At 71.1% G+C, this 18,956-nt stretch carries 18 protein-coding genes; 7 read left to right on the top strand and 11 right to left on the bottom strand.

The window, feature by feature from the left end:
- The 5 genes from VIB55_RS18905 to VIB55_RS18885 all read right to left on the bottom strand — a co-directional run.
- The coding region (locus VIB55_RS18905) for a DUF86 domain-containing protein (RefSeq protein ID WP_331878230.1) at window positions 1-353 on the bottom strand (353 nt) is incomplete at its 3' end.
- A complete protein-coding gene (locus VIB55_RS18900; RefSeq protein ID WP_331878229.1) occupies window positions 340-651 on the bottom strand; it encodes a nucleotidyltransferase family protein in 312 nt (103 codons plus the stop codon). The genes VIB55_RS18905 and VIB55_RS18900, both read right to left, overlap by 14 nt.
- A gap of 16 nt (window positions 652-667) precedes the next feature.
- A complete protein-coding gene (locus VIB55_RS18895; RefSeq protein ID WP_331878228.1) occupies window positions 668-2,155 on the bottom strand; it encodes a menaquinone biosynthesis decarboxylase in 1,488 nt (495 codons plus the stop codon).
- A gap of 398 nt (window positions 2,156-2,553) precedes the next feature.
- Window positions 2,554-2,820 carry a hypothetical protein gene (locus tag VIB55_RS18890; protein ID WP_331878227.1) on the bottom strand — a complete coding sequence of 89 codons (267 nt, stop codon included), beginning with the start codon at window positions 2,818-2,820 and terminating at the stop codon, window positions 2,554-2,556.
- The gene (locus tag VIB55_RS18885; RefSeq protein ID WP_331878226.1) at window positions 2,817-3,563 is read right to left on the bottom strand and encodes a ubiquinone/menaquinone biosynthesis methyltransferase; all 747 of its coding nucleotides are present in this window, start codon (window positions 3,561-3,563) and stop codon (window positions 2,817-2,819) included. Before VIB55_RS18885 ends, VIB55_RS18890 begins: the two co-directional genes overlap by 4 nt.
- 156 nt (window positions 3,564-3,719) lie before the next feature.
- Here VIB55_RS18885 and VIB55_RS18880 point away from each other — a divergent pair, with 156 nt between their 5' ends.
- The 4 genes from VIB55_RS18880 to VIB55_RS18865 all read left to right on the top strand — a co-directional run bounded on the left by VIB55_RS18880 (window position 3,720) and on the right by VIB55_RS18865 (window position 6,336).
- Window positions 3,720-4,310: a sigma-70 family RNA polymerase sigma factor gene (locus VIB55_RS18880; RefSeq protein ID WP_331878225.1), complete on the top strand. Its 591-nt coding sequence runs from the start codon at window positions 3,720-3,722 to the stop codon at window positions 4,308-4,310.
- Between the two features lie 91 nt (window positions 4,311-4,401).
- Window positions 4,402-5,043 carry a hypothetical protein gene (locus tag VIB55_RS18875; RefSeq protein ID WP_331878224.1) on the top strand — a complete coding sequence of 214 codons (642 nt, stop codon included), beginning with the start codon at window positions 4,402-4,404 and terminating at the stop codon, window positions 5,041-5,043.
- Window positions 5,036-6,085: a polymer-forming cytoskeletal protein gene (locus VIB55_RS18870; RefSeq protein WP_331878223.1), complete on the top strand. Its 1,050-nt coding sequence runs from the start codon at window positions 5,036-5,038 to the stop codon at window positions 6,083-6,085. The genes VIB55_RS18875 and VIB55_RS18870 overlap by 8 nt, the downstream gene beginning before the upstream one ends.
- Before the next feature lie 26 nt (window positions 6,086-6,111).
- Window positions 6,112-6,336, top strand: coding sequence for a hypothetical protein (locus tag VIB55_RS18865; protein ID WP_331878222.1), 225 nt, complete (start codon window positions 6,112-6,114; stop codon window positions 6,334-6,336).
- A 108-nt stretch (window positions 6,337-6,444) separates the two neighbouring features.
- Here VIB55_RS18865 and VIB55_RS18860 read toward each other — a convergent pair whose 3' ends face one another.
- Genes VIB55_RS18860 through VIB55_RS18840 form a run of 5 tightly spaced genes read right to left on the bottom strand, consistent with a single transcriptional unit; the run spans window position 6,445 to window position 12,067 of the window.
- Entirely contained in the window at window positions 6,445-7,557 is a 1,113-nt protein-coding gene (locus tag VIB55_RS18860) for an Mrp/NBP35 family ATP-binding protein (protein WP_331878221.1), read from the bottom strand.
- Window positions 7,558-7,614: 57 nt separating this feature from the next.
- The gene (locus VIB55_RS18855) at window positions 7,615-7,935 is read right to left on the bottom strand and encodes a hypothetical protein (protein WP_331878220.1); all 321 of its coding nucleotides are present in this window, start codon (window positions 7,933-7,935) and stop codon (window positions 7,615-7,617) included.
- A 47-nt stretch (window positions 7,936-7,982) separates the two neighbouring features.
- The gene (gene thrC / locus VIB55_RS18850; protein ID WP_331878219.1) at window positions 7,983-9,263 is read right to left on the bottom strand and encodes a threonine synthase; all 1,281 of its coding nucleotides are present in this window, start codon (window positions 9,261-9,263) and stop codon (window positions 7,983-7,985) included.
- Entirely contained in the window at window positions 9,260-10,207 is a 948-nt protein-coding gene (locus tag VIB55_RS18845) for a homoserine kinase (protein WP_331878218.1), read from the bottom strand. The genes thrC and VIB55_RS18845 overlap by 4 nt, the downstream gene beginning before the upstream one ends.
- Window positions 10,208-10,255: 48 nt before the next feature.
- Window positions 10,256-12,067, bottom strand: a complete 1,812-nt coding sequence (locus VIB55_RS18840; protein ID WP_331878217.1) for a putative bifunctional diguanylate cyclase/phosphodiesterase — start codon at window positions 12,065-12,067, stop codon at window positions 10,256-10,258.
- Between the two features lie 262 nt (window positions 12,068-12,329).
- On the opposite strand from VIB55_RS18840, the gene VIB55_RS18835 reads away from it, so the two are divergent.
- The 3 genes from VIB55_RS18835 to VIB55_RS18825 all read left to right on the top strand — a co-directional run bounded on the left by VIB55_RS18835 (window position 12,330) and on the right by VIB55_RS18825 (window position 17,388).
- Window positions 12,330-13,673 (top strand): Ig-like domain-containing protein, encoded by a 1,344-nt coding sequence (locus VIB55_RS18835; RefSeq protein ID WP_331878216.1) that lies wholly within the window; start codon window positions 12,330-12,332, stop codon window positions 13,671-13,673.
- 31 nt (window positions 13,674-13,704) lie between these two features.
- Window positions 13,705-14,250 carry a hypothetical protein gene (locus tag VIB55_RS18830; RefSeq protein WP_331878215.1) on the top strand — a complete coding sequence of 182 codons (546 nt, stop codon included), beginning with the start codon at window positions 13,705-13,707 and terminating at the stop codon, window positions 14,248-14,250.
- Window positions 14,251-14,319: 69 nt separating this feature from the next.
- A complete protein-coding gene (locus VIB55_RS18825; RefSeq protein ID WP_331878214.1) occupies window positions 14,320-17,388 on the top strand; it encodes an Ig-like domain-containing protein in 3,069 nt (1,022 codons plus the stop codon).
- A 110-nt stretch (window positions 17,389-17,498) separates the two neighbouring features.
- Here the strand turns inward: VIB55_RS18825 and VIB55_RS18820 are convergent.
- Window positions 17,499-18,956: GGDEF domain-containing protein (locus VIB55_RS18820; RefSeq protein ID WP_331878213.1), on the bottom strand; the 1,458-nt coding region annotated here is incomplete at its 5' end.

The raw sequence follows: 18,956 nt of genomic DNA, 5'->3' as shown, positions 1-18,956 counted from the left end.
CTGCTTTCGTTGTCAGGATTCTGCGGGATCAGCGGCTCCAGCGCGCGGATCAGCGCGGGTGCCGAAACAGCGGCTGCTTTCCAGACCTCGTCCGAATCGATCTTCCGATAGGAGTGGATCAGCATGTCGCGCATCCCGGCCATGTGACGCCAGGGAACGTGGGGATGCTCGTTCTTCAACTCGGCTGAAACCTGCTTTGCCGCCTCCCCGATGATCATCAACAGACGCTCCACGGCGAGAACCCGATACTCGTCCGATTCATACTGCTCGCGCGTCAGACCTGCCGTGGCGCGCGTGACCTTGCGAGCCGCGATCAGGATATCCTCGACCCAGCCGAGATCACGGAGCAGCATAGACAACTCGTGCCGAATCCAGAATGGCTTTTCTCCGGAAGCGGTTCTCGCTCTTCTCGACCCCTCTCTTACTCACCAAGTCGACCGGGCGCCCAAAAATCGACTCGAGTTCGTCCTGCATATCGATGTGCTCGAACAACGACGGCGTGGACTCGTAGGAGAGGAAGCTTACGAGTACGTCGACATCGCTGTCCGGCCGGAAATCGTCGCGCAGCACGGAGCCGAACAACGCGAACTCCGTCACGTTCCACTTGCGGCAGAACTCGGCGATCTTCTCGTTCGGCAGGTTCAGCTTCATCGAGAGCTCCCGCGTGTCAGTCGATCGGCTTGATGCCCAGCAGGGGCCAGAGGCGGTCGATGGACGTCTTCACGTCCGCGTCCATCTCGATCATCTCCGGCCAGCGGCGCACGAATCCTTCCTGCGCCCACTTCCTGGTGCCGTCGATCCCCATCTTGCTGCCGAACGAGGGGATCTGCGACGCGTGGTCCAGGTCGTCGATGGGCCCCTTGGTGAACCGCACGTCGCGCTCGGGATCGATGTTGCCCAGCGCGTACCACCACGCCTCCTGCACGTTCCGCACGTCGATCCACTCGTCCACCACCACGATCACCTTGGCGAGCGACATCAGCCCCATTCCCCACAGGCCGTGCATCACCTTGAACGCCTGGCCCGGGTAGTCCTTCTTGATGGAGACGAACACCAGGTTGTGGAACACGCCCTCGGGCGGCATGTGGTAGTCCACGATCTCCGGGATCGTCAGCCTGGCCAGCGGCAGGAAGATCCGCTCCGTGGCGCCGCCCAGGTACACGTCCTCCACCGGCGGCCGGCCCACCAGCGTGGCGGGATAGACGGGATCCTCGCGCATGGTCACCGTGGTCACGTGGAAGACGGGATACGGATCTTCGAGCGTGTAGAAGCCGGTGTGGTCGCCGAAGGGGCCCTCGATGGCCAGCTCCTCACCCGTGTCGACGTAGCCCTCGAGCACGATCTCCGCCTCGGCGGGGATGGTGAGGTCGCACGTCACCGCCTTGGCCGTGTACACCGGCTCGCGCCGCAGAAAGCCGCCGAACAGGTACTCGTCGATGCCCGGCGGAAGGGGCGCGCTGGGCGTGTACATGGTCGTGGGATCGCCTCCGATGGCGACGACGACGGGCATGCGTCCGCCGGGGCCGCGCTTCCACGCGCGGTAGTGCGCGGCGCCGCCCTTGTGCTGCTGCCAGTGCATGCCCGTGGTCGTGGGCCCGAACACCTGCATGCGGTACATGCCGATGTTCTGCACGCCCGTGTCGGGGTCCGACGTGATGACCATGGGCAGGGTGATGAACGGGCCGCCGTCCTGGGGCCACGTCTTGAGCACCGGCAGCTTCGTCAGGTCGAACTCGCCCTCGCGCAGCACCACCTGCTGGCACGGGGGGGCGCCCTTGTACGGCCGCGGCGGCACCTTGGTGAGCTCCATCAGCTTGGGGAGCATCTGCATCTTGCCCCAGAGCCCCTTGGGCACCTCGGGCTTGATGAGTTCGGCGATGCGGCGGGCGTGCACCTCGACGTCGTCTACGCCCAGCGCGGCCGACATGCGCCGCCACGAGCCGAACACGTTGATCGCGACGGGGATGTCGCTCTCGCTGCCGTCCATGAGCACGGGCCGCTCGAAGAACAGCGCGGGGCCGCCGCCGGGAAGCTTCATGGTGCGGTCGGTGATCTCCGCCATCTCCAGGTCGACGGACACCGGTTCGCGCACGCGCACGAGCTGGCCCGTGCGGTCCAGGTAGCGAAGGAACTCCCGCAGGTTCTGGAAGATCATCGACTTCTACTTCTCACTCTATGGGTTCGGCTGACCGTGGGTGCACTTCGGCTGGCTAGGCGCATGCCCCTGGCAGCCCTCTCTCCCCGGCCCTTTCCCCCGCAAGCGGGGGAAAGGGAGAATTCGACCGCGCTCCGGCCGATACCGCGCCAAAGCCTGTCATCCTGAGGCCCAAGCGCACCGTACCTGCCCGTACACCGGCACCATGCGGGCCGAAGGATCTAGCCAGAGGCCACCTCTCAACTCGGGCGCGGTAGCGGTCACCAATCCTGAGACTCGGTCCCTCAGCTGGCGGTGCAGTCCCCCACGGGCGAATGAATTCGCTGCAACAACCACACGATGTCCACCTTCGTGGACTGCACGCTTTCGTGTGTCCGGTGCCCTCGTGCGCGCCCTTGCTACCCCGAAAGCCGTACTCCGAGCTGCAGGACCACGATGTGCGAAACGAACGCCGCCGCACCCACGATCAGCAGCCAGCGCGCGAGCTTCATCTGCCGGATGCCCACCTCGTCGAGCATGTCGTCGGGCTTGTAGATGCCCTTTACCGACGGCCCGATCCCCGGCCGCACGTGCCGCCACGCCACCACCTGCAGCACCGCCGAGGCGACGCAGCACCCGAAGAAGCTCAGCAGCAGCGTGGCCGCGATCACCCGAAAGAGCGTCACCCGGCCCGCTCCGCGTAATGGATCGCCGCGATGCCGCCCGACAGCGTATCCCACTTCACCCCGCGAAAGCCGGCCGCCTCCATCCTGCGCGCCAGCTCCGGCGGCGGCGGAAACTCCATCACCGACTCGGGCAGGTACGTGTACGCGCTGCGGTTGCGCGAGATCATGGCGCCCACCACGGGAAGGATGCGCCGGGCGTAGAACAGGTACACCGACCGCCACGGCTGCCACGACGGAGTGGTGAACTCCAGGATCACCAAGCGGGCCCCGGGCTTCAGCACGCGCGCCATCTCGCGCAGCCCCGCATCCAGGTCCGCCAGGTTGCGCACGCCGAACCCCACCGTGGCGCCCTCGAAGGCAGCGTCGGGGTACGGCAGCGACAGGGCGTCGGCGCAGGCCGGGGCCACGGCGGCGCCGCGCGTCTTTCCCGCCGCCACGCCGCGTTCCAGCATCTCGTACGTGAAGTCGCTCCCCACGACGCGCCCGCCGAAGCCCTTGCGGCCGGCCAGGGCCACGGCCAGGTCCATTGTGCCGGCGCAGTTGTCCAGGTACAGGCCGTTTGGCGCGCGTTCCCAGGCGAGGCGGCGCACCGCCTTCGCGCGCCACAGGCGGTCGATGTTCATCGACAGCACGTGGTTCAGCAGGTCGTAGCTGGGCGCGATGGAGCTGAACATCTGCCGCACGTGGGCCGCCTTGTGGCCCGGAGCGGGAAGCGCCGTACGCGGCGCAGGGGTGCTCGGCATGTCGTAAATCCGTTGTGCAACTTAGAATACAGGCCGGTGAAAGTAGCCGCCCCCCCAAGCCGCGAGCAAGCCTGCGGCGCGGATTGAAACCTCGCGCCCGGCCCGCGCGTACTGCCCCTCCGAGTCTGATTCTTTTCGGACCCACAAATACAAGCGGTGAACGCAACACCTGTATCCGACCACGAGCTCGTCACTCGCGCCCAGCTGGGCAGCGAGAAGGCGTATCGAGAGCTGCTGGACCGTTACCAGCGGCCGGTGTTTTCCATCATCTTCCGGATGATCCGCGACCGGGAGCAGGCGGAGGACCTTGCGCAGGAAACGTTCGTCCGGGTGTTCAACCACATCGGGCGGTACGATCCGCGCTACAAGTTCAGCAGCTGGATCTTCAAGATCGCCACGAACCTGACGATCGACTGGATCCGCCGGAAGGAGCTGAAGACGGTGTCCATCGACGGCTCGCGCAACGCGGTGACCAGCGACGAGATGGAGGCCTCGGCCATCACCATCGTTTCCGAGGACGAAAATCCCGAGGAGCTGCTGGAGGCCAAGGAGCTGGGCGAAGAGATCGAGCAGGCCATCGGCAAGCTGCGGCCGGAGTACCGGGCCGCCATCCTGCTGCGCCACGTGGAAGGGCGCGAGTACCAGGAAATCGCCGAGATCATGGCCCTGCCGCTGGGCACCGTAAAGACGTACATCCACCGCGGCCGCAACGAGCTGCGCGACACGCTGCAGCACCTGCGGGTGTAGCGTTGAATTCGGTATATCGACAGCTGAAACTCCGGAGCCGGCGGCTCCGTACTCCTATCATGCAACGGACCGAACGAGATCAGAGGCCATCGTGACGGACGCAACCGGACACCTGCCATACTGGACGCTGGAGCAGCTCGCCGAGGGCGGCCTTTCCCACGTGGAACGGGCCCTGGCCGAGCAGCACCTGCACCGGTGCGCGCACTGCGCGACGGAGCTGGAGAGCGCACGCTCCCTGCTCGCGGCGCTTTCCGCGCTTCCCCAGCTGGAGCCCTCGCCCCGCTTCGCCGACCTGGTGATGTCGCGGGTGGTGGTGCAGCCCCAGGCGGCCCCGGCCGCCGCGGCGGTGCCGGCCAAGGAGGAGCGCACCGCGCCGCGCGCCCGGCGCGGATGGATGATGCTGCTGGCCCTGGTGCTGGTGCCGCTGCCGGTGCTGGCGGGACTGGGCACATGGATGGGCGGCGACCCCGTGACCGGCATGGGCTCGCTGTGGAACGCGGTCCGCGGCTGGGCGCGCGACGTGTCGTGGAACCTGCTTTCCGAGGGCACCGAAACGCTGATCCGCACCGGCCTGTTCCAGTGGGGCGCCGATGCGCTGGCGGCCATCCCCGGCCCCACGGCGGGCGGGGTGCCGGTGCTGCTCCTGGTGCTGCTGGCCGCCATCCCGGCTTCGGCCTGGGCGATGGCGCGCCTGCTCCGCACGCCGCACACGGGAGGGATGATCCATGCGTAACCTTTTGATCACGCGCGCCGCGCTGGCCCTTGGGCTGGCGTTCGCTCCCGGGCTGGCGGCGCAGGCTCCCGCCGGGCACCCCCACACGGGGCTGGAGGGGCGCACCCTCCATCACGGCGACCGCGTGTGGTTCAGCGGCCAGCGCTCCATCGGCGCCGACGAGGTGATCGAGGGCGACGTGGTGGTGGCCAACGGCTCGCTGACGGTGAGCGGCGAAATTCACGGCGACGCGGTGGTGGGCGCCGGAAACCTGGTACTGGAGCGCGGTGCCGTGGTCTACGGCGACGCGGTGGTCACCGGCGGCAAGCTGGTGAACAACGGCGGAAGCGTGCTGGGCAAGGTGCAGGAGGGCACGCCGCGCTCCAAGGCCGCGGGCGCCACGCAGGCCATCCACATGCGGCGCGGCTGGCTGGGCGCGCTGGGCCAGGGGTGGGCGGGGCTGGTGCGGACGCTGTCTCTCGGCCTGGTGCTGGGGGGGCTGGGGCTGGCGCTGACCTTCTACGGCCGCTCGTACCTGGAGCAGGCGAGCGACGTGGTGCGGCGCGCGCCGCTGGCGGCGGGGGGCATCGGGCTGGCGGCCAACGTGCTGGCGCTTCCGGCCTTCCTGGCGGGGATCGCGGCGCTGGCGCTGACCATCATCGGAATCCCGCTGCTGCTGGTGTTCGTGCCGCTGTTCTGGACGGTGCTCTGCGCGCTGGCCGGCGTGGGCATCCTGGCGGTGGCGCACGCGCTGGGCGAGCGCACCGCGGAGCGGAGCGGATCGTACGAGCCCATCCACCGCAACGCGTACTCGTACCTGGTCACCGGCCTCGTGGTGCTGCTGGCGCCGCTGCTCGTGAGCAACGTGCTGGTGATGACGCCCTTCATCGGCTGGGTGGGGGGACTGGTGGGGATGCTCGCGGGGACGGTGCTTTGGCTGGCCGCCAGCGTGGGCGCGGGGGCGGTGCTGATCGTGGCGGTTCGCGCCTGGCGCGAGCGCGGCTACCGGCGCGGCTGGGACGGGATGGACGACCTGGGCACGGGCAGCGCGCACACGGCCTGAAACGCTTCTTTCACGGAGACACGACGATGATCGAGGGACTGGTCGGCCTGGTGGTCGCGGCCGTGCTGGGGATGGTGGCGCTGGCCATCGTGGGCGCCATCGTGGGGATCGTGGTGGGGCTGGCGGTGCTGGCGGCCAAGGTGGCGGCGCTGGTGTTCGTGGCGTGGATCGCGGTGAAGCTGGTGCGCTCGGCCCGACGTCCCCGCGGCGTGCTCACCTCCGCGGATCAGCGCTGGTTGGACCACGCGTAGCCGATCGAACAGAAGGTCTCACGCGGAGGCGCGGAGGGCGCGGAGATAGACGGAGACACACCTCCGCAGCTCTCCGCGCCCTCCGCGCCTCCGCGTGATTCCAGGGGTTTAGATGGCCGCGGGAACCAAGGCCTCCAGGCGCGACGCAACGGTGTCGGCGAGGGCGCGCAGGGCCATGGCCGAGGGCGACTCGGGATGGCCGATGACCACGGGCACCCCCTCGTCCCCGCCCTCGCGTACGATCATCTCCAGCGGCACCTCGCCCAGCAGCTCCAGCCCCGTCTGCTCCGCCAGCCGCTGTCCGCCCGCCCGGCCGAAGATCTCGTAGCGCTGGCCGCAGCACGGGCAGATGAACCCCGCCATGTTCTCGACGATGCCCAGCACCCGCGTGTTGGTGCGCTCGAACATCTTGATGCCGCGCAGCACGTCGCCCGTCGACACGTCCTGCGGCGTAGTGACCATCACCACTCCATCGAGCCGGATGGTCTGCACCAGCGAGAGCTGGGCATCGCCCGTGCCCGGCGGCATGTCGACCACCAGCACGTCCAGCTCGCCCCACTCCACCTCGCTCAGGAACTGCTTGAGGATGCCCGCGATCATCGGCCCGCGCATGATGGCGGGCTGCTCGGCGTCCAGCAGGAATCCAAGGCTCATCAGCTGCACGCCGTAGGCTTCCAGCGGCTGCATCTTTTCCTTGCCCTTGGGACCCACGACGGACGGCTTGCGCCTCTCGCCGAACATGATGGGCACGTTGGGGCCGTAGATGTCGGCGTCCAGCAGCCCCACGCGCCGGCCGGACTTCGCCAGCGCGGCCGCCACGTTCACCGCCACGGTGCTCTTGCCCACCCCGCCCTTGCCCGAGCTGACGGCGATGATCTGCCGCACCCCGGGGATCAGGTTGGGGTTGGGCGTGGGCGCGGGAACGTTGCCGGCCCGCAGCGCCCCCTTCTTCTGCGGCGCGCCGGCGGCGGGAAGGGCGATGTCGATCTTCACCTTGGTGACGCCTTCCACCGTCTCGGCGGCGGCGCGCGCCTGGCGCACCAGCGTGCCGGGGTCGTCGGCCTGCAGGGCGAACTTGAAACGCACGGTGCCGTCTTCCAGCACGTCCAGCTCGCGGACCCGGCCCGACGACACCACGTCGTCGCCGGTCGTGGGGTGAAGCACCAGGGTCAGCGCGGCGGCGACGCGGCGGAGCACCTGGTCGCGCTCGGAGGCTTGCATATTCAAAGTACGTCGGTACGAAAGTGCGTGAGTGCGTTGGTGCGTGAGTGCGGAAGTTCAGCCTGTACTCACGACTTGCATGCGCTGCAAGGTACACGAAAGCCGGCGTCCATGCGAGACGCCGGCCCGGAAATGCGCGCCGTAGCGGATCAGCGCGCCGGCACTATCGCCCCGTAGAAGGCACGTGGGCAACCCGTGCTCGTCGTACCCGAGGATCTCGTCCGCGTGCCGGTCGTCCAGCACTGGAAGACTGACGTAGCTGCTTTGGATTGCGCGCAGGTCCCCTCGTAGAGCCTCCAACGCCTGCTCCTCGTCAGCGGACGCTCTCTCGTCCTGATGAGGAGCAGCGTCGTCGCGGTCGTTCTTGATCATCATCATGCCTCCCGTGTGACCTCGACTCAATCTGGCGCTCGGCCACCGACGTATCAAGGCGCTTCGAGCGCGGCGATGAAGGTGTCGAGGTCGGGCTCGATGGGCGTCGCGTGGGAGGGGCGGTCGAGCAGGTGCGCGAGGTCCGGCGGGATCGGGATTTCGCGGCCGATCAGCGGCTCCACCACGCTCTCGAACTTGGCGGGATGGGCGGTGGAGACCACGATCCAGTCGCGCGTTTCCAGTCGCTCGCGGACTGCGACGGCCGTGGCGGTGTGCGGATCCCACACTTCGCCCCACGTGCCCGGCCCCTCACGGATCACGCGGCGGATCTCGTTGTCGTCCACCAGGAACGCGCGCAGGGCGGAGCGCGTCCCCTCCTCGCCGCCGAACAGGTGCAGCAGGCGCTCCATGTTGCTCGCGCTGCCCACGTCCATCGCCGTCGCCAGCGTGGAGACGGTCGGCTGCGGGGACCACGGCTGGCCGGAAAGGAAGCGGGTGATCGCGAGATTGGCATTCGTCGCCAGCACCACCTCGCGCACCGGCATCCCCACGCGGCGCGACCACGACGCCGCGGCGGCGTTCCCCAGGTTGCCCGAGGGGACGATGAAGCCCGGGTCCGCGCCGTGCCGCCGGCGATACTCCAGCGACGCCCATGCGTAGTACGCCACCTGCGGCAGCAGGCGCCCCACGTTGATGCTGTTCGCCGATGACATCCGCCGCCGCGCGCGCAGCTCCGGGTGCGCCATCGCGGCCTTGACCAGCCGCTGGCAGGCGTCGAAGTCGCCGCGGACCGCGAACGCGCGCACGTTGCCGCCCCACGCCGTCAGCTGCTTCTCCTGCCGGGCGGACACCATCCCGGCGGGATAGAGCACCGCCACTTCCACCCCCGGCCGCCCGTGGAACGCCGCCGCGACCGCACCACCGGTGTCGCCCGAGGTGGCGACGAGAATGGTCAGCGCCCGCTCGTCTTCCGCGGCGATGCGCGACAGGCACGCCGCCAGGAACCGCGCGCCGACATCCTTGAACGCCGCGGTGGGCCCATGGAACAGCTCCAACACCGCCGTCCCCTCGCGCAGGTCCTTCAGCGGCACGGGAAAGGAGAGGGATTCGCGGCAGATGGCGCCCAGCTCCGGTTCCAACGCGTCGCCCGCGAAGAATGGGGCGAGCAGGAGCGCGGCGACGTGTGGCAGCGATGCGTCCGGGCCGAACGTGGCGGGATCGATCGTGGGGAACTGCTCCGGGACGTACAAGCCGCCATCCGGCGCCAGCCCGCGGGCGATGGCCGCGGAGAGCGAAACAGCGTGAGACGGATCGCGCGTGCTGACGTATCTCACGCGACCTCCTCCACCCGCGCACCCGGGCCCCCGACCGCGCACGTCCATCCATCCGCCGCCACCCCGCGCGCGGCGAACGCGCCAACCATCGCACCGCGCACCGCATCCGCGATCGCATCGCCATCACACCAGGCGAACAGGCTGGGGCCAGCGCCGGAGATGGAGCAGCCGAGCGCCCCCGCCTTCATCGCCGCCTCCTTCACTTCGTAGAAGCCGGGGATCAGCGCGGCCCGGTGCGGCTCGATCAGCACGTCGCGCAACGAGCGGCCGACGAGCTCCAGGTCGCCCGTGCAGCAGCCGGCGACCACGCCCGCCAGGTTCGCCGTCTGGCGAATGACGTCGTGCAGCGGATACGCGGGCGGAAGCACCTGGCGGGCGGCGCGCGTGTCCAGCCGCTGGTGGGGGCGCGCCATCGCGCAGCGCAGCGTGGCGGGTACGGGAAGCGCGACGACATCCATCGGCTCGGCGGAGCGGACGAGCACCAGGCCGCCGAAGAGGCACGGGGCCACGTTGTCGCCGTGGACGGCGCCGCTGGCCACCGCTTCTCCCATCAAGGCGTATCGGAAGAGCGCCGCGGGCTCCAGCGGCTCCGGCAGCAGCGCATTCGCCGCGACGATTCCCGCAACCGCCGACGCGGCCGATCCGCCCGTCCCCGAGCCCAGCGGAATGCCCTTCTCGATCGAAACTTCCAGCCCGAATCCCGGCCGAACGTCATCCAGCATCCGCACCAGCCCGACCGTGGCGGTGTTCGCGGCGGGGTCCATCGGCAGGGGGCCGGCGATGCCCGATATCCCCGTGATGACGACTCCCGGCTCGCCCCGGCGCGTCACCGTCACGCGGTCGCCCGTGGGCCCGGCGGGGTGGCCCAGGATGTCGAAGCCCACGGCCAGGTTGCTGGCGCTGGCCGGCGCAAAGGCTGTGGCGCGCTGGGGAGGTCGGGTCATGGATCGCGGGACGGGGCCTCGCGGCGCAGGGTTCGCCGCGAGGTGATTCTAGAGGAAGCGGTGGCCCTCGCGCCACGCCAGCGGCGGATCGCCCGTCAAAAAGGACTCGGCGAACTCGTCCGCCGGGAGCGGCGGCGAGATCAGGTAGCCCTGCGCGAAGTCGCATCCCAGGGCGTGCAGGGCCGCCAGTTGCTCGTGCGACTCCACGCCCTCGCCGACGACGCGCACGCCCAGGCTGCGGGCCAGGGCCACGATGGTGCGCACGATCTCGGCGCCCTTGTGCGCCCCCGTGGTGCCGCCGTCCATTCCCGCCACGAACGACCGGTCGATCTTCAGCGCGTCCAGCGGCAGCCGGTGAAGGGTGCTCAGGCTGCTGTAGCCGGTGCCGAAGTCGTCCAGGTACACCTGCACCTCGCGCTTCTTGAGCGCGCGCAGCACGCCGGCCGCCGTCGCGGGGTCTTCCACCAGCGAGCTTTCCGTCAATTCCAGCTTCAGCGCGGCGGGAGGCAGGCCGTGCTCGCCCAGCGTGTCGGCCACTTCGTCCACCAGGCCAGGCTCGCGCAGCTGCGCGGGCGACAGGTTCACCGTCACCTCGAGCCTGGCGGCCAGGGGAAGCGTGGCGCGCCACTCGGCCAGCTGCCGCGCGGCCTCGCCCAGCACCCACGAGCCGAGCGGGCCGATGAGCCCCGTGTCCTCGGCCAGGCTGATGAAGCGGTCCGGCGGCACGCGGCCGTGGATGGGGTGCTCCCACCGCGCCAGCGCCTCGCACGCCACCACCTCGCCCGTGCGCAGCGAAACGATGGGCTGAAAGAACAGCCTCAGCTCGCTGCGGGTGAGCGCTGCGCGAAGGTCGTTCTCCAGCCCCAGGCGCTCCAGCACGGCCTTGTGCATGGACGAGTCGATCACGGCCGTGCGGCTGCCGCCGACCGCCCGCGCATGGTACATGGCCATGTCGGCGTTGCGCAGCAGCTCGTCGGGCGATTCGTCCGTCGACTCCGTGAGCGCAATGCCGATGCTGGCGCTGGTGTAGGTGCGGTAGCTGCCCAGCTCCAGGGGCGCCGAAAGCACCTCGCGCACCTGGGCCGCCACCGCCAGCGCCTCGTCGCGCCCGGTGACGCGCGACAGGAAGATGATGAACTCGTCGCCGCCGAAGCGCGCCACGGTGTCGCCCGGGCGGCCGCAGGTGGCAAGGCGGACGGCCACCTGCCGCAGCATCTCGTCGCCCACGCCGTGGCCCAGCGAGTCGTTGACGTTCTTGAAGCGGTCCAGGTCCAGGAACAGCACCCCGCAGTGCGAACCCGGCTCCTGCTTGAGCGAGGTGACGCACTCCGTCATCCGCTCGGCCAGCAGCACGCGGTTGGGGAGCCCGGTGAGCGGGTCGTGCAGCGCCAGGTGGCGCAGCCTTTCCTCCAGAAACTCGCGGTCCGCCTCGGCGCGGGTGCGCTGCGTCAGGTCGTCGACCATCGCCACGCAGAAGCGCGCCCGTCCGTCCGCGGCGCGAACCACCGACGTGGTCAGCCGCACCGGAAATGGCTCCCCGGCGCGGTCCACGTAGCGCAGTTCCATCTGGTAGTTGGAAATGTGCCCCGACACCAGGCGCTTGAACTGCGCCTGGTTGCGCTCACGGTCGTCGGGGTGGTCCAGGTCCACGAACGGGGTGTCCTTCAACTCCGTGGCGGTGCGGCCCACGATGCGCTGGAACGGCGTGTTCGCCTCGATCACCCGGCCCTGCATGTCGACTACCGCAATGCCCATGGCCGAGCCCTCGAAAACGGCGCGGAACCAATCTTCGCGCTGCTGCATGGCGCGCAGAAGGCCCCCCGTCTCGTCGTCGTCGGGAAGCGGCTGGCGTGTGGACATGGGCCGCGGGGCGCGGGTGAACAAAATACTGGCGCGAGCGCCATATGACTCGGTGGCGCACCCCCCGTGCAAGGCTCGCGCCCTGCGGAGACTAGTCACGCGCGGCGGCGCAATGAGTGCTGCTCATGGACGCGACGGCGGCTAGGGCGACGTCGGCGGCCAACGCCGGAAAACCGTTGCCACGCTTGTGCTTGCCCGGCCCTGGGGGTATCATTGAGGGCACCCATCGCGTGCGCCACCCCCACGCTTTCTTCCCCACCGAATGCGCCTTTCCGCAATCCGACGCAATGTGCGCGCATGGACCTCGCGCGCGCCCCTCGCCAGGGGGGCGGCCGCGGTGGCCGCGGCCATCCTCCTGCTGGCCGGCGGTGCCTGCCGGGACACCTCCGGCCCCGACACCCGGGTGGCCGCGGTTTCCGTCACGGCCCCCGCGACCGCGGTGGAGGCGGGCGCTACCCTGCAGCTGTCGGCCGCCGCGTTGACCCGCGCGGGGACGCCGGTGGCCGGAAAGACCTTCACCTGGGCCAGCGGAAGCGGCGCGGCGACGGTCGGCGCGACCGGGCTGGTGACCGCCGTTTCGCCCGGAAACGTGGTAATCACGGCCACGGAAACCGGCTCCGGCACGTCAGGGACGTTCACCCTGACGGTGACCCCCGCGGCCGCCGCCTCGGTGACGGTTTCACCCGAGTCCGTGCAGCTGGACCAGGGTTCCACGCGAACGCTGGCGGCCACCGTGCGCGACGCCCGGGGCACCGTGCTGGCCGGGCGCAGCGTTTCGTGGAGCAGCGCCAATCCCGCCGTCGCGTCGGTCGACGGGTCGGGGGTGGTGACGGCGGTGGCGGCGGGCGGGCCGGTGGCCATCACCGCCACCGTGGAGGGGCGCAGCGCCTCCGCGCAGGTGACGGTGGCCGCGCGGATCGCCACGCGGGTGCTGGTCACCCCCCGGTTCCTGGTGGTGGACGCCACGGCGACCGCGCCGCTGGCGGCGGCGGCCTTCGACGCGGCCGGCACGGCGATCCCCGACCCGCGGCCCACCTGGACCACGACCGCCGCGGCGGTGGCCACGGTGGGGGCGGACGGGAGCGTGCGCGGCGTGGCGGCGGGGCTGGCCGGTGTCGCGGCGCAGGTGAACGGGGCCGCGGACACCGCGCTCGTCGCGGTGCTGGGCCCGTCGGGGCTGCTCGCCACCGCCTTTGCCGGCGGCCAGCCGAAGCTGGCGGCGCGCGCCGGCCAGACGGTCGTGGTCCCGGTGGTGCTGGACCTTTCGCGGGTGAGCGCCGCGGGCGACCTGGGGGCCGCGCAGTTCGACCTGCGGTACGACCCCGCGGTGCTCGTCTTCCAGTCGGCCCAGGCGGGGGTGAGCGGGTCCGTGGCCACGCACGTGCCCACCCCCGGTGTCTTCAAGTTCAGCTTCGCGGCGACCGAGCCGCAGAACACGCCGCGGCCCACGCTGGTCACCCTGACCTTCCAGGTGGCGGCTGGCGCGCAGCCCGGCGCCGAGCGCGCCTTTTCGCTCACCTGGACGGCACCGCCCGCGAGCACCGGGTTCGCGGCGTACGGCATCCCGCTTTCGGCCGGCGGCCGCGTTCTCGTGGTGGCGCCCTGAGCAGGTTCAGTTCATCCACAGGAGTTTCGTCATGACCAACGGAGTGTTCCGGACCGGCCGCACGCGGCTGGCCCTTGCGGCGATGGGGATCGGGCTGGGGACCCTGCTGGGCTGCGGCGACCTGCTGGGCTCGGGACAGGGGCCCGACCCGGAGAAGCCGGCCGTGCAGGAGGCGGGCATCCACCCGGTGCTGGTGCTGGCCGGCCAGCGTGAGGGCGAGGCCACGGTGGAGCTTCACCTGCAGCGGGTGCAGGTCGCCGAGCGCATCGGGAGCTACCAGGGCCAGCTGAAGTACGATGCGGGGCGCTACACGCTCCAGGCGTCCAGCATTCCGCGGGGCATCACCGGTGCGGCCAACGAGCCGCAGGCCGGCACCATCCGGTTCGCGGGAATCTCCATGGAAGGGATCGACGGCGGGGCGGTGCTTTCCCTGCGGTTCAGCACCCGTGCCCCGGTCACGGCGGAGGCCTTCGAGCTGTCGCTGGAAGAACTCGTCGCCAGCGAAGGCTTCACCGACCTGAAGCCCCGGATCCGGCAGCTTTCGGCCCAGCCGCGGCTGTCGCGCTCGGCCCCGTAGCCACCGCGCCAGATCCTCCGGCGGCGGCCGCACCGGCCTCGCTGGTTTCTCCCGCAGCCCATCTCCGCCATGCCCCGCCCGCTCGTATATGCCTTCGCGCTTGCATTGGCGCTCGTGTCCGGCACCGCCGCCCCCGTTGCGGGGCAGGCGGCGCCGGCCCTGCGCGGCGACGTAAACCAGGACGGGCAGATCACCGCGCTGGACGCCCTGGCCATCCTGTCGCACACGGTGGGGCGCCCCCTGCCGGCCGGCTTCCGGATCATGCCGAACGGCGACAACAACGGGGACGGGCAGATCACCGCGGTCGACGCGCTGATCGGGCTGAGCTACACGGTGGACCGCGACGTGTCGCAGTTCCCCATCGGCCAGCCGCTCCCGGTGCTCGCCGCCACCGTTGCCGTGGCTCCCGACAGCCTGGCGCTCGCCACGGGCGACACCGCCACGCTGCGGGCGACGGCACGCGACGCGGCGGGAGCGGTCCTGCAGGGTCGCTCCGCCGCATGGTCCAGCTCGGCGCCGTCGGTGGCGTCGGTGGACAGCCTGGGCCGGGTGACGGCGCTGACCGCGGGCACGGCCGTCATCCGTGCCGTGGTGGACTCCGCCGCCGGCGAAGCGCGGGTGGGCGTAGCGGCGGTCGCCACGGCCCTGCAGGTCGTCGGGGGCCAGGGCCAGGAGGCGCCCGCGGGTTCGGCGCTCCCGCAGCCGCTGACCGTGCGCGTGGTAGACGCGCTGGGCAACCCCGTGGCGGGCGTAGCCGTCGCATGGAGCCCGGCGCAGGGGGGAACCGCTGCTCCCGGCACCTCCACCACCGACGCGGCGGGGAATGCCTCCACGGCGTGGACGTTGGCCCCGGCGGCCGGCGCCCAGCAGCTCACCGCGACGGCGGGCACCCTCTCCGCCCGGTTCACGGCCACCGCGACCTCGGCAGGCCTCACGCTGGTGAAGACGGCGGGCGACGTGGCGGCGGACACCGCGGGATCGGCCCAGGTGGTGACGGTGGAGGCCCGCGACGCGGCGGGGCGGCCGGTGACCGGCGTCGCCGTCTCGTGGACGGTCGTGGACGGCGGCGGCTCGGTCACCCCCGCGGAATCCGTGACCGGGACCGGAGGCGCGAGCGCCACGTGGACGCGCGGAGTGGCGCCGGGCACGCAGACGCTGCGCGCCGGCACGGAGTCGGGCGCCACGGTCGTCTTCCGCACCACCGTCGCGGCCGGGGCGCCGTCGCAGCTCGTGAAGGCGTCCGGCGACGCCCAGCGCGCCCGGGCGGGCCAGCCTCTCCCCGCGCCGCTGGTGGCCCGGGTGGTGGACCGCAGCGGCAACGGCGTGCCGAACGCCGCCGTGGCCTGGACGGTGGTTTCCGGGGGTGGCAGCGTGAACGGCGGCACATCGACCGATTCGGCCGGCTACACGCAGGCGTCCGCCGTGCTGGGGCCGCAGTCGGGCGAACAGCGGTTCCAGGTGGCCGCCGCCGGGCTTGCGGCGGTCTTCACGGCGCAGGCGGATTCGGCGGTGGCGGCGAGCCTGTCGGTGCTTCCCGAAACCGTTCGCCTGGGTGCGTACGGCGACACGGCCCGGCTGATCGCGGAGGTGCGGGACTCCGCGGGGGCACCCATCGCCGGAAAGCGGATCACCTGGGTTTCCCGTAACGGGGGGATCGCCTCGGTCGATTCCACGGGCCTGGTTACCGCCGCCGGCCTGGGCGTTACCTGGATCGTGGCGCAGACCGGGAACCTGGCGGATTCCACTTACGTGAACGCGGACTTGGGCGGCAGCCTCGAGCGCCTCGAGGTCACCCCTTCGGCAGACACCGTGACGGTCGTGGGCGGCACCGTGCAACTGACGGTCACCGTGCGCGACACCAGCGGAAACGTGATCGCGGTGTCCGGGGTGGTGTGGACCACCGTCTCCGGGCCGGCGACGGTGACCCAGGCGGGGCTGGTGACCACGAGCGGGACGGGGGGAAGCGCACTCGTCTCCGCGCGGTACGGCGAGCTGGCCGACACCGCGACCCTCGTGATCGCGCCGGTGCCGGCACGGCTGGTGGTGAGCCCCGACTCGGTCCGCGTGACCGCGGACGGTGGCGTGGTGGCCCGGCCCACCTCCGTGCTGCTGGATTCACTGGGCACCGTCCTTCACACCGACCCGGCCGGCAGTCCCTACGACGCGGCCATCCAGTGGCGAACGCTCGACACCGCGATCGCGGTGGTGGAGCCGGACACCGCTTCGGCGTACGACGGGGTGCGTGTGGTGGGGCGCTCCGCGGGCGTCACGTACGTGGTCGCGGCCTTCGGATCGCTGGCCGACACGGCGAAGGTGGCCTCGGTGGCCCCGGCTCCCCTCACCTTCCGCCCCGAATCCCTCACCGGCGAGATCGGGTTCTGCGCCCTGACCACCGAGGGCGACGCGTGGTGCACGGGAACGGGCACCGACGGCCTGGTGCCCGGCGGCCACGTGTGGACCGATTTCTCACGCGGCTACGACGCGTCGTGCGGGGTGACCACCGGGGGAGAAACCTACTGCCAGGGCACCCTTCCGGGCGCGGGGGCAACCCACACCAAGCTGCAGGCGAACCCCGGGTTCACGCAGGTGACGGTGGGCCGCTCCTTCGCCTGCGGCCTGACCGCGTCCGGACAGGCATTCTGCTGGGGCCGCAACAATACGGGCGCGCTCGGCGTGGGCGACCTGACCGCGCGCCAGTCGCCCACGCCCGTCCTCGGCGGACGGACCTACCAGCGGATCGTGGCGGGGGACAACGGCACCTGCGCCATCACCGTCGGCGGGCTGGGAGAGTGCTGGGGAACGTTCCGCAACATGACGCGGACCTCCGTTCCGGTCGGCAGGGCCGCGAACGCGGTGGACGTCGCCGCCGGCAGGGTGGAATGTTTCCGCCTCGGCAGCGGTGGTGACACCTGTGGCGGCTTCAGCTCGGGCGTCACGCCTCCCACCTTCGTGCGGATGTCGGGCGGCGGCGTACGCACCTGCGCCGTGGATACCGAGGGCCGCCTGTGGTGCGTCGATTTCGAAGTCCAGATCTGGGACCTGATGGGCTCCCCGGATGCCGGCGGAGTCGCCGTGAGCTACAGCCAGGTGCCGGCCATCATCACCCGGCAGGGCCAGTGGGCGGCGTTCCCACCGTAACGCGCGGGAGCACACCGGGGCCGTGACCGGTTCTGATCCCGCTCCAGGCCCGTAGGGAAGCAGCCGGCGGACCGGGGGCATGCCGCCGTATCCGCTCGCCCATGGTCGGACTACGGCGCGTCCACCTCCACGCGATTGCGCCCCGCGGCCTTGGCGCGGTACAGCTGCTCGTCGGCGCGCTTCCAGGTAGCGGCGAACGAGCCGTCCCGCGGATGCCACACGGTGGCCCCCACGCTGACGGACACCGAGAGGGTTGGATGGAGTTCGGCGAAGGCCGCCTGCTCCACGGCGCGGCGCACGCGCTCGGCGGCCTCGGCCGCGTTGCCGGACGCGGCGCCGGGAAGGATGGCGACGAACTCCTCTCCCCCTGTGCGGCCCACGTGGTCGCCATCCCGCAGCGACCCCTGCAGCACCTCCGCCACGCGTCGAAGCACGGCGTCGCCCACGTCGTGGCCGAGTTCGTCGTTGATGCGTTTGAAGTGGTCGATGTCCAGCGCCAGCACGCCGAACCCCGTTCCCCCCGCGCGGGCGGCTTTCACCTGCTCGTCGGCCACCATCAGCAGGCGGCGGCGGTTGGGAAGGCGCGTCAGCTCGTCCGTGAGAGACGTGATGCGCAGCCGGCGCGACGCCTTCAGCTGCCGGCTGATGAGCAGGGCGAGCGCGGCGATGACGATGGCCGTCAGCACCAGCACGGCGGCCTGCAGGCGGCGCGCGCGCGCTCCCGCCGCAAGCGCTTGGCCGCGCAGATCGTTCTCGCGCTGGAGCGCGCGGTTTTCCTCCTCCTTCTTTTCCGCATCGAACTGCACGCGCAGCCGCGAGGTCTGCTCCTCGCGCCCGCGCTCGCTCAGCTCCCGCTGAAGCGCCAGCTGCTCCGTGCGCGCTTCGTACGCCTGGCGCCAGTCGCCCGCGGCCGCGAACGCCATCGCCCGCTCCTCGTGCACTTTCTCGAGGTAGCGCCGGTTGTCGGTGGATGCGTACCGCTGGCGCGCCGCCTCCAGGTCGGCCAGCGCCTCGTCTGCCCGGCCGAGCATGCGGAGCGTGACGCCGCGCGTCAGCCGGACGTGTGCGGCCGCCTCTTCATCCCGCGCCCGCCGGAAGTACCCGAGCGACGCGTCGAGGATGGGAAGCGCCTCGGCGGGGCGCCCCAGCTTGTACAGCACCTCGCCGATGGCGCGCTGGTCCGTGGCCACCTCGGCGGGGTCGTTGCGGCGGCGGTCCATCGCCAGCCCGCGTCGGAAGTGGGCGAGCGCCTCCTCCAGCTTGCCCATCTGCTGAAAGGTGCTGCCCAGGTTGTAGTACGAGGTGGCGATGCCCCGCAGGTTGCCGGCGCTCTCGTGCGACGCGAGCACCTGGCGGTAGTACTCCAGCGCGCGGTCGTACTGGGCCACGCGGCTGTCGGCGTACAGGTTGGCGATGGCGTTGAGCGCGTACCGCTGCTGCGCGGTGTCGCGGACGGCGGTGAACAGGCGGTGCGCGCTGCCCAGGTCGGCGATGGCCCCGTTGAACTCGCCGCGGTAGTAGCGAAGCTCTCCCCGCAGCACCAGCGCCTCGGCCTGCTCCTCTGCCGC

It is taken from the genome of Longimicrobium sp., assembly GCF_036554565.1.
Lineage (GTDB): Bacteria > Gemmatimonadota > Gemmatimonadetes > Longimicrobiales > Longimicrobiaceae > Longimicrobium.
Note: the sequence above shows the minus strand (reverse complement) of the source record. Positions and strands in the feature narration are given on the sequence as shown.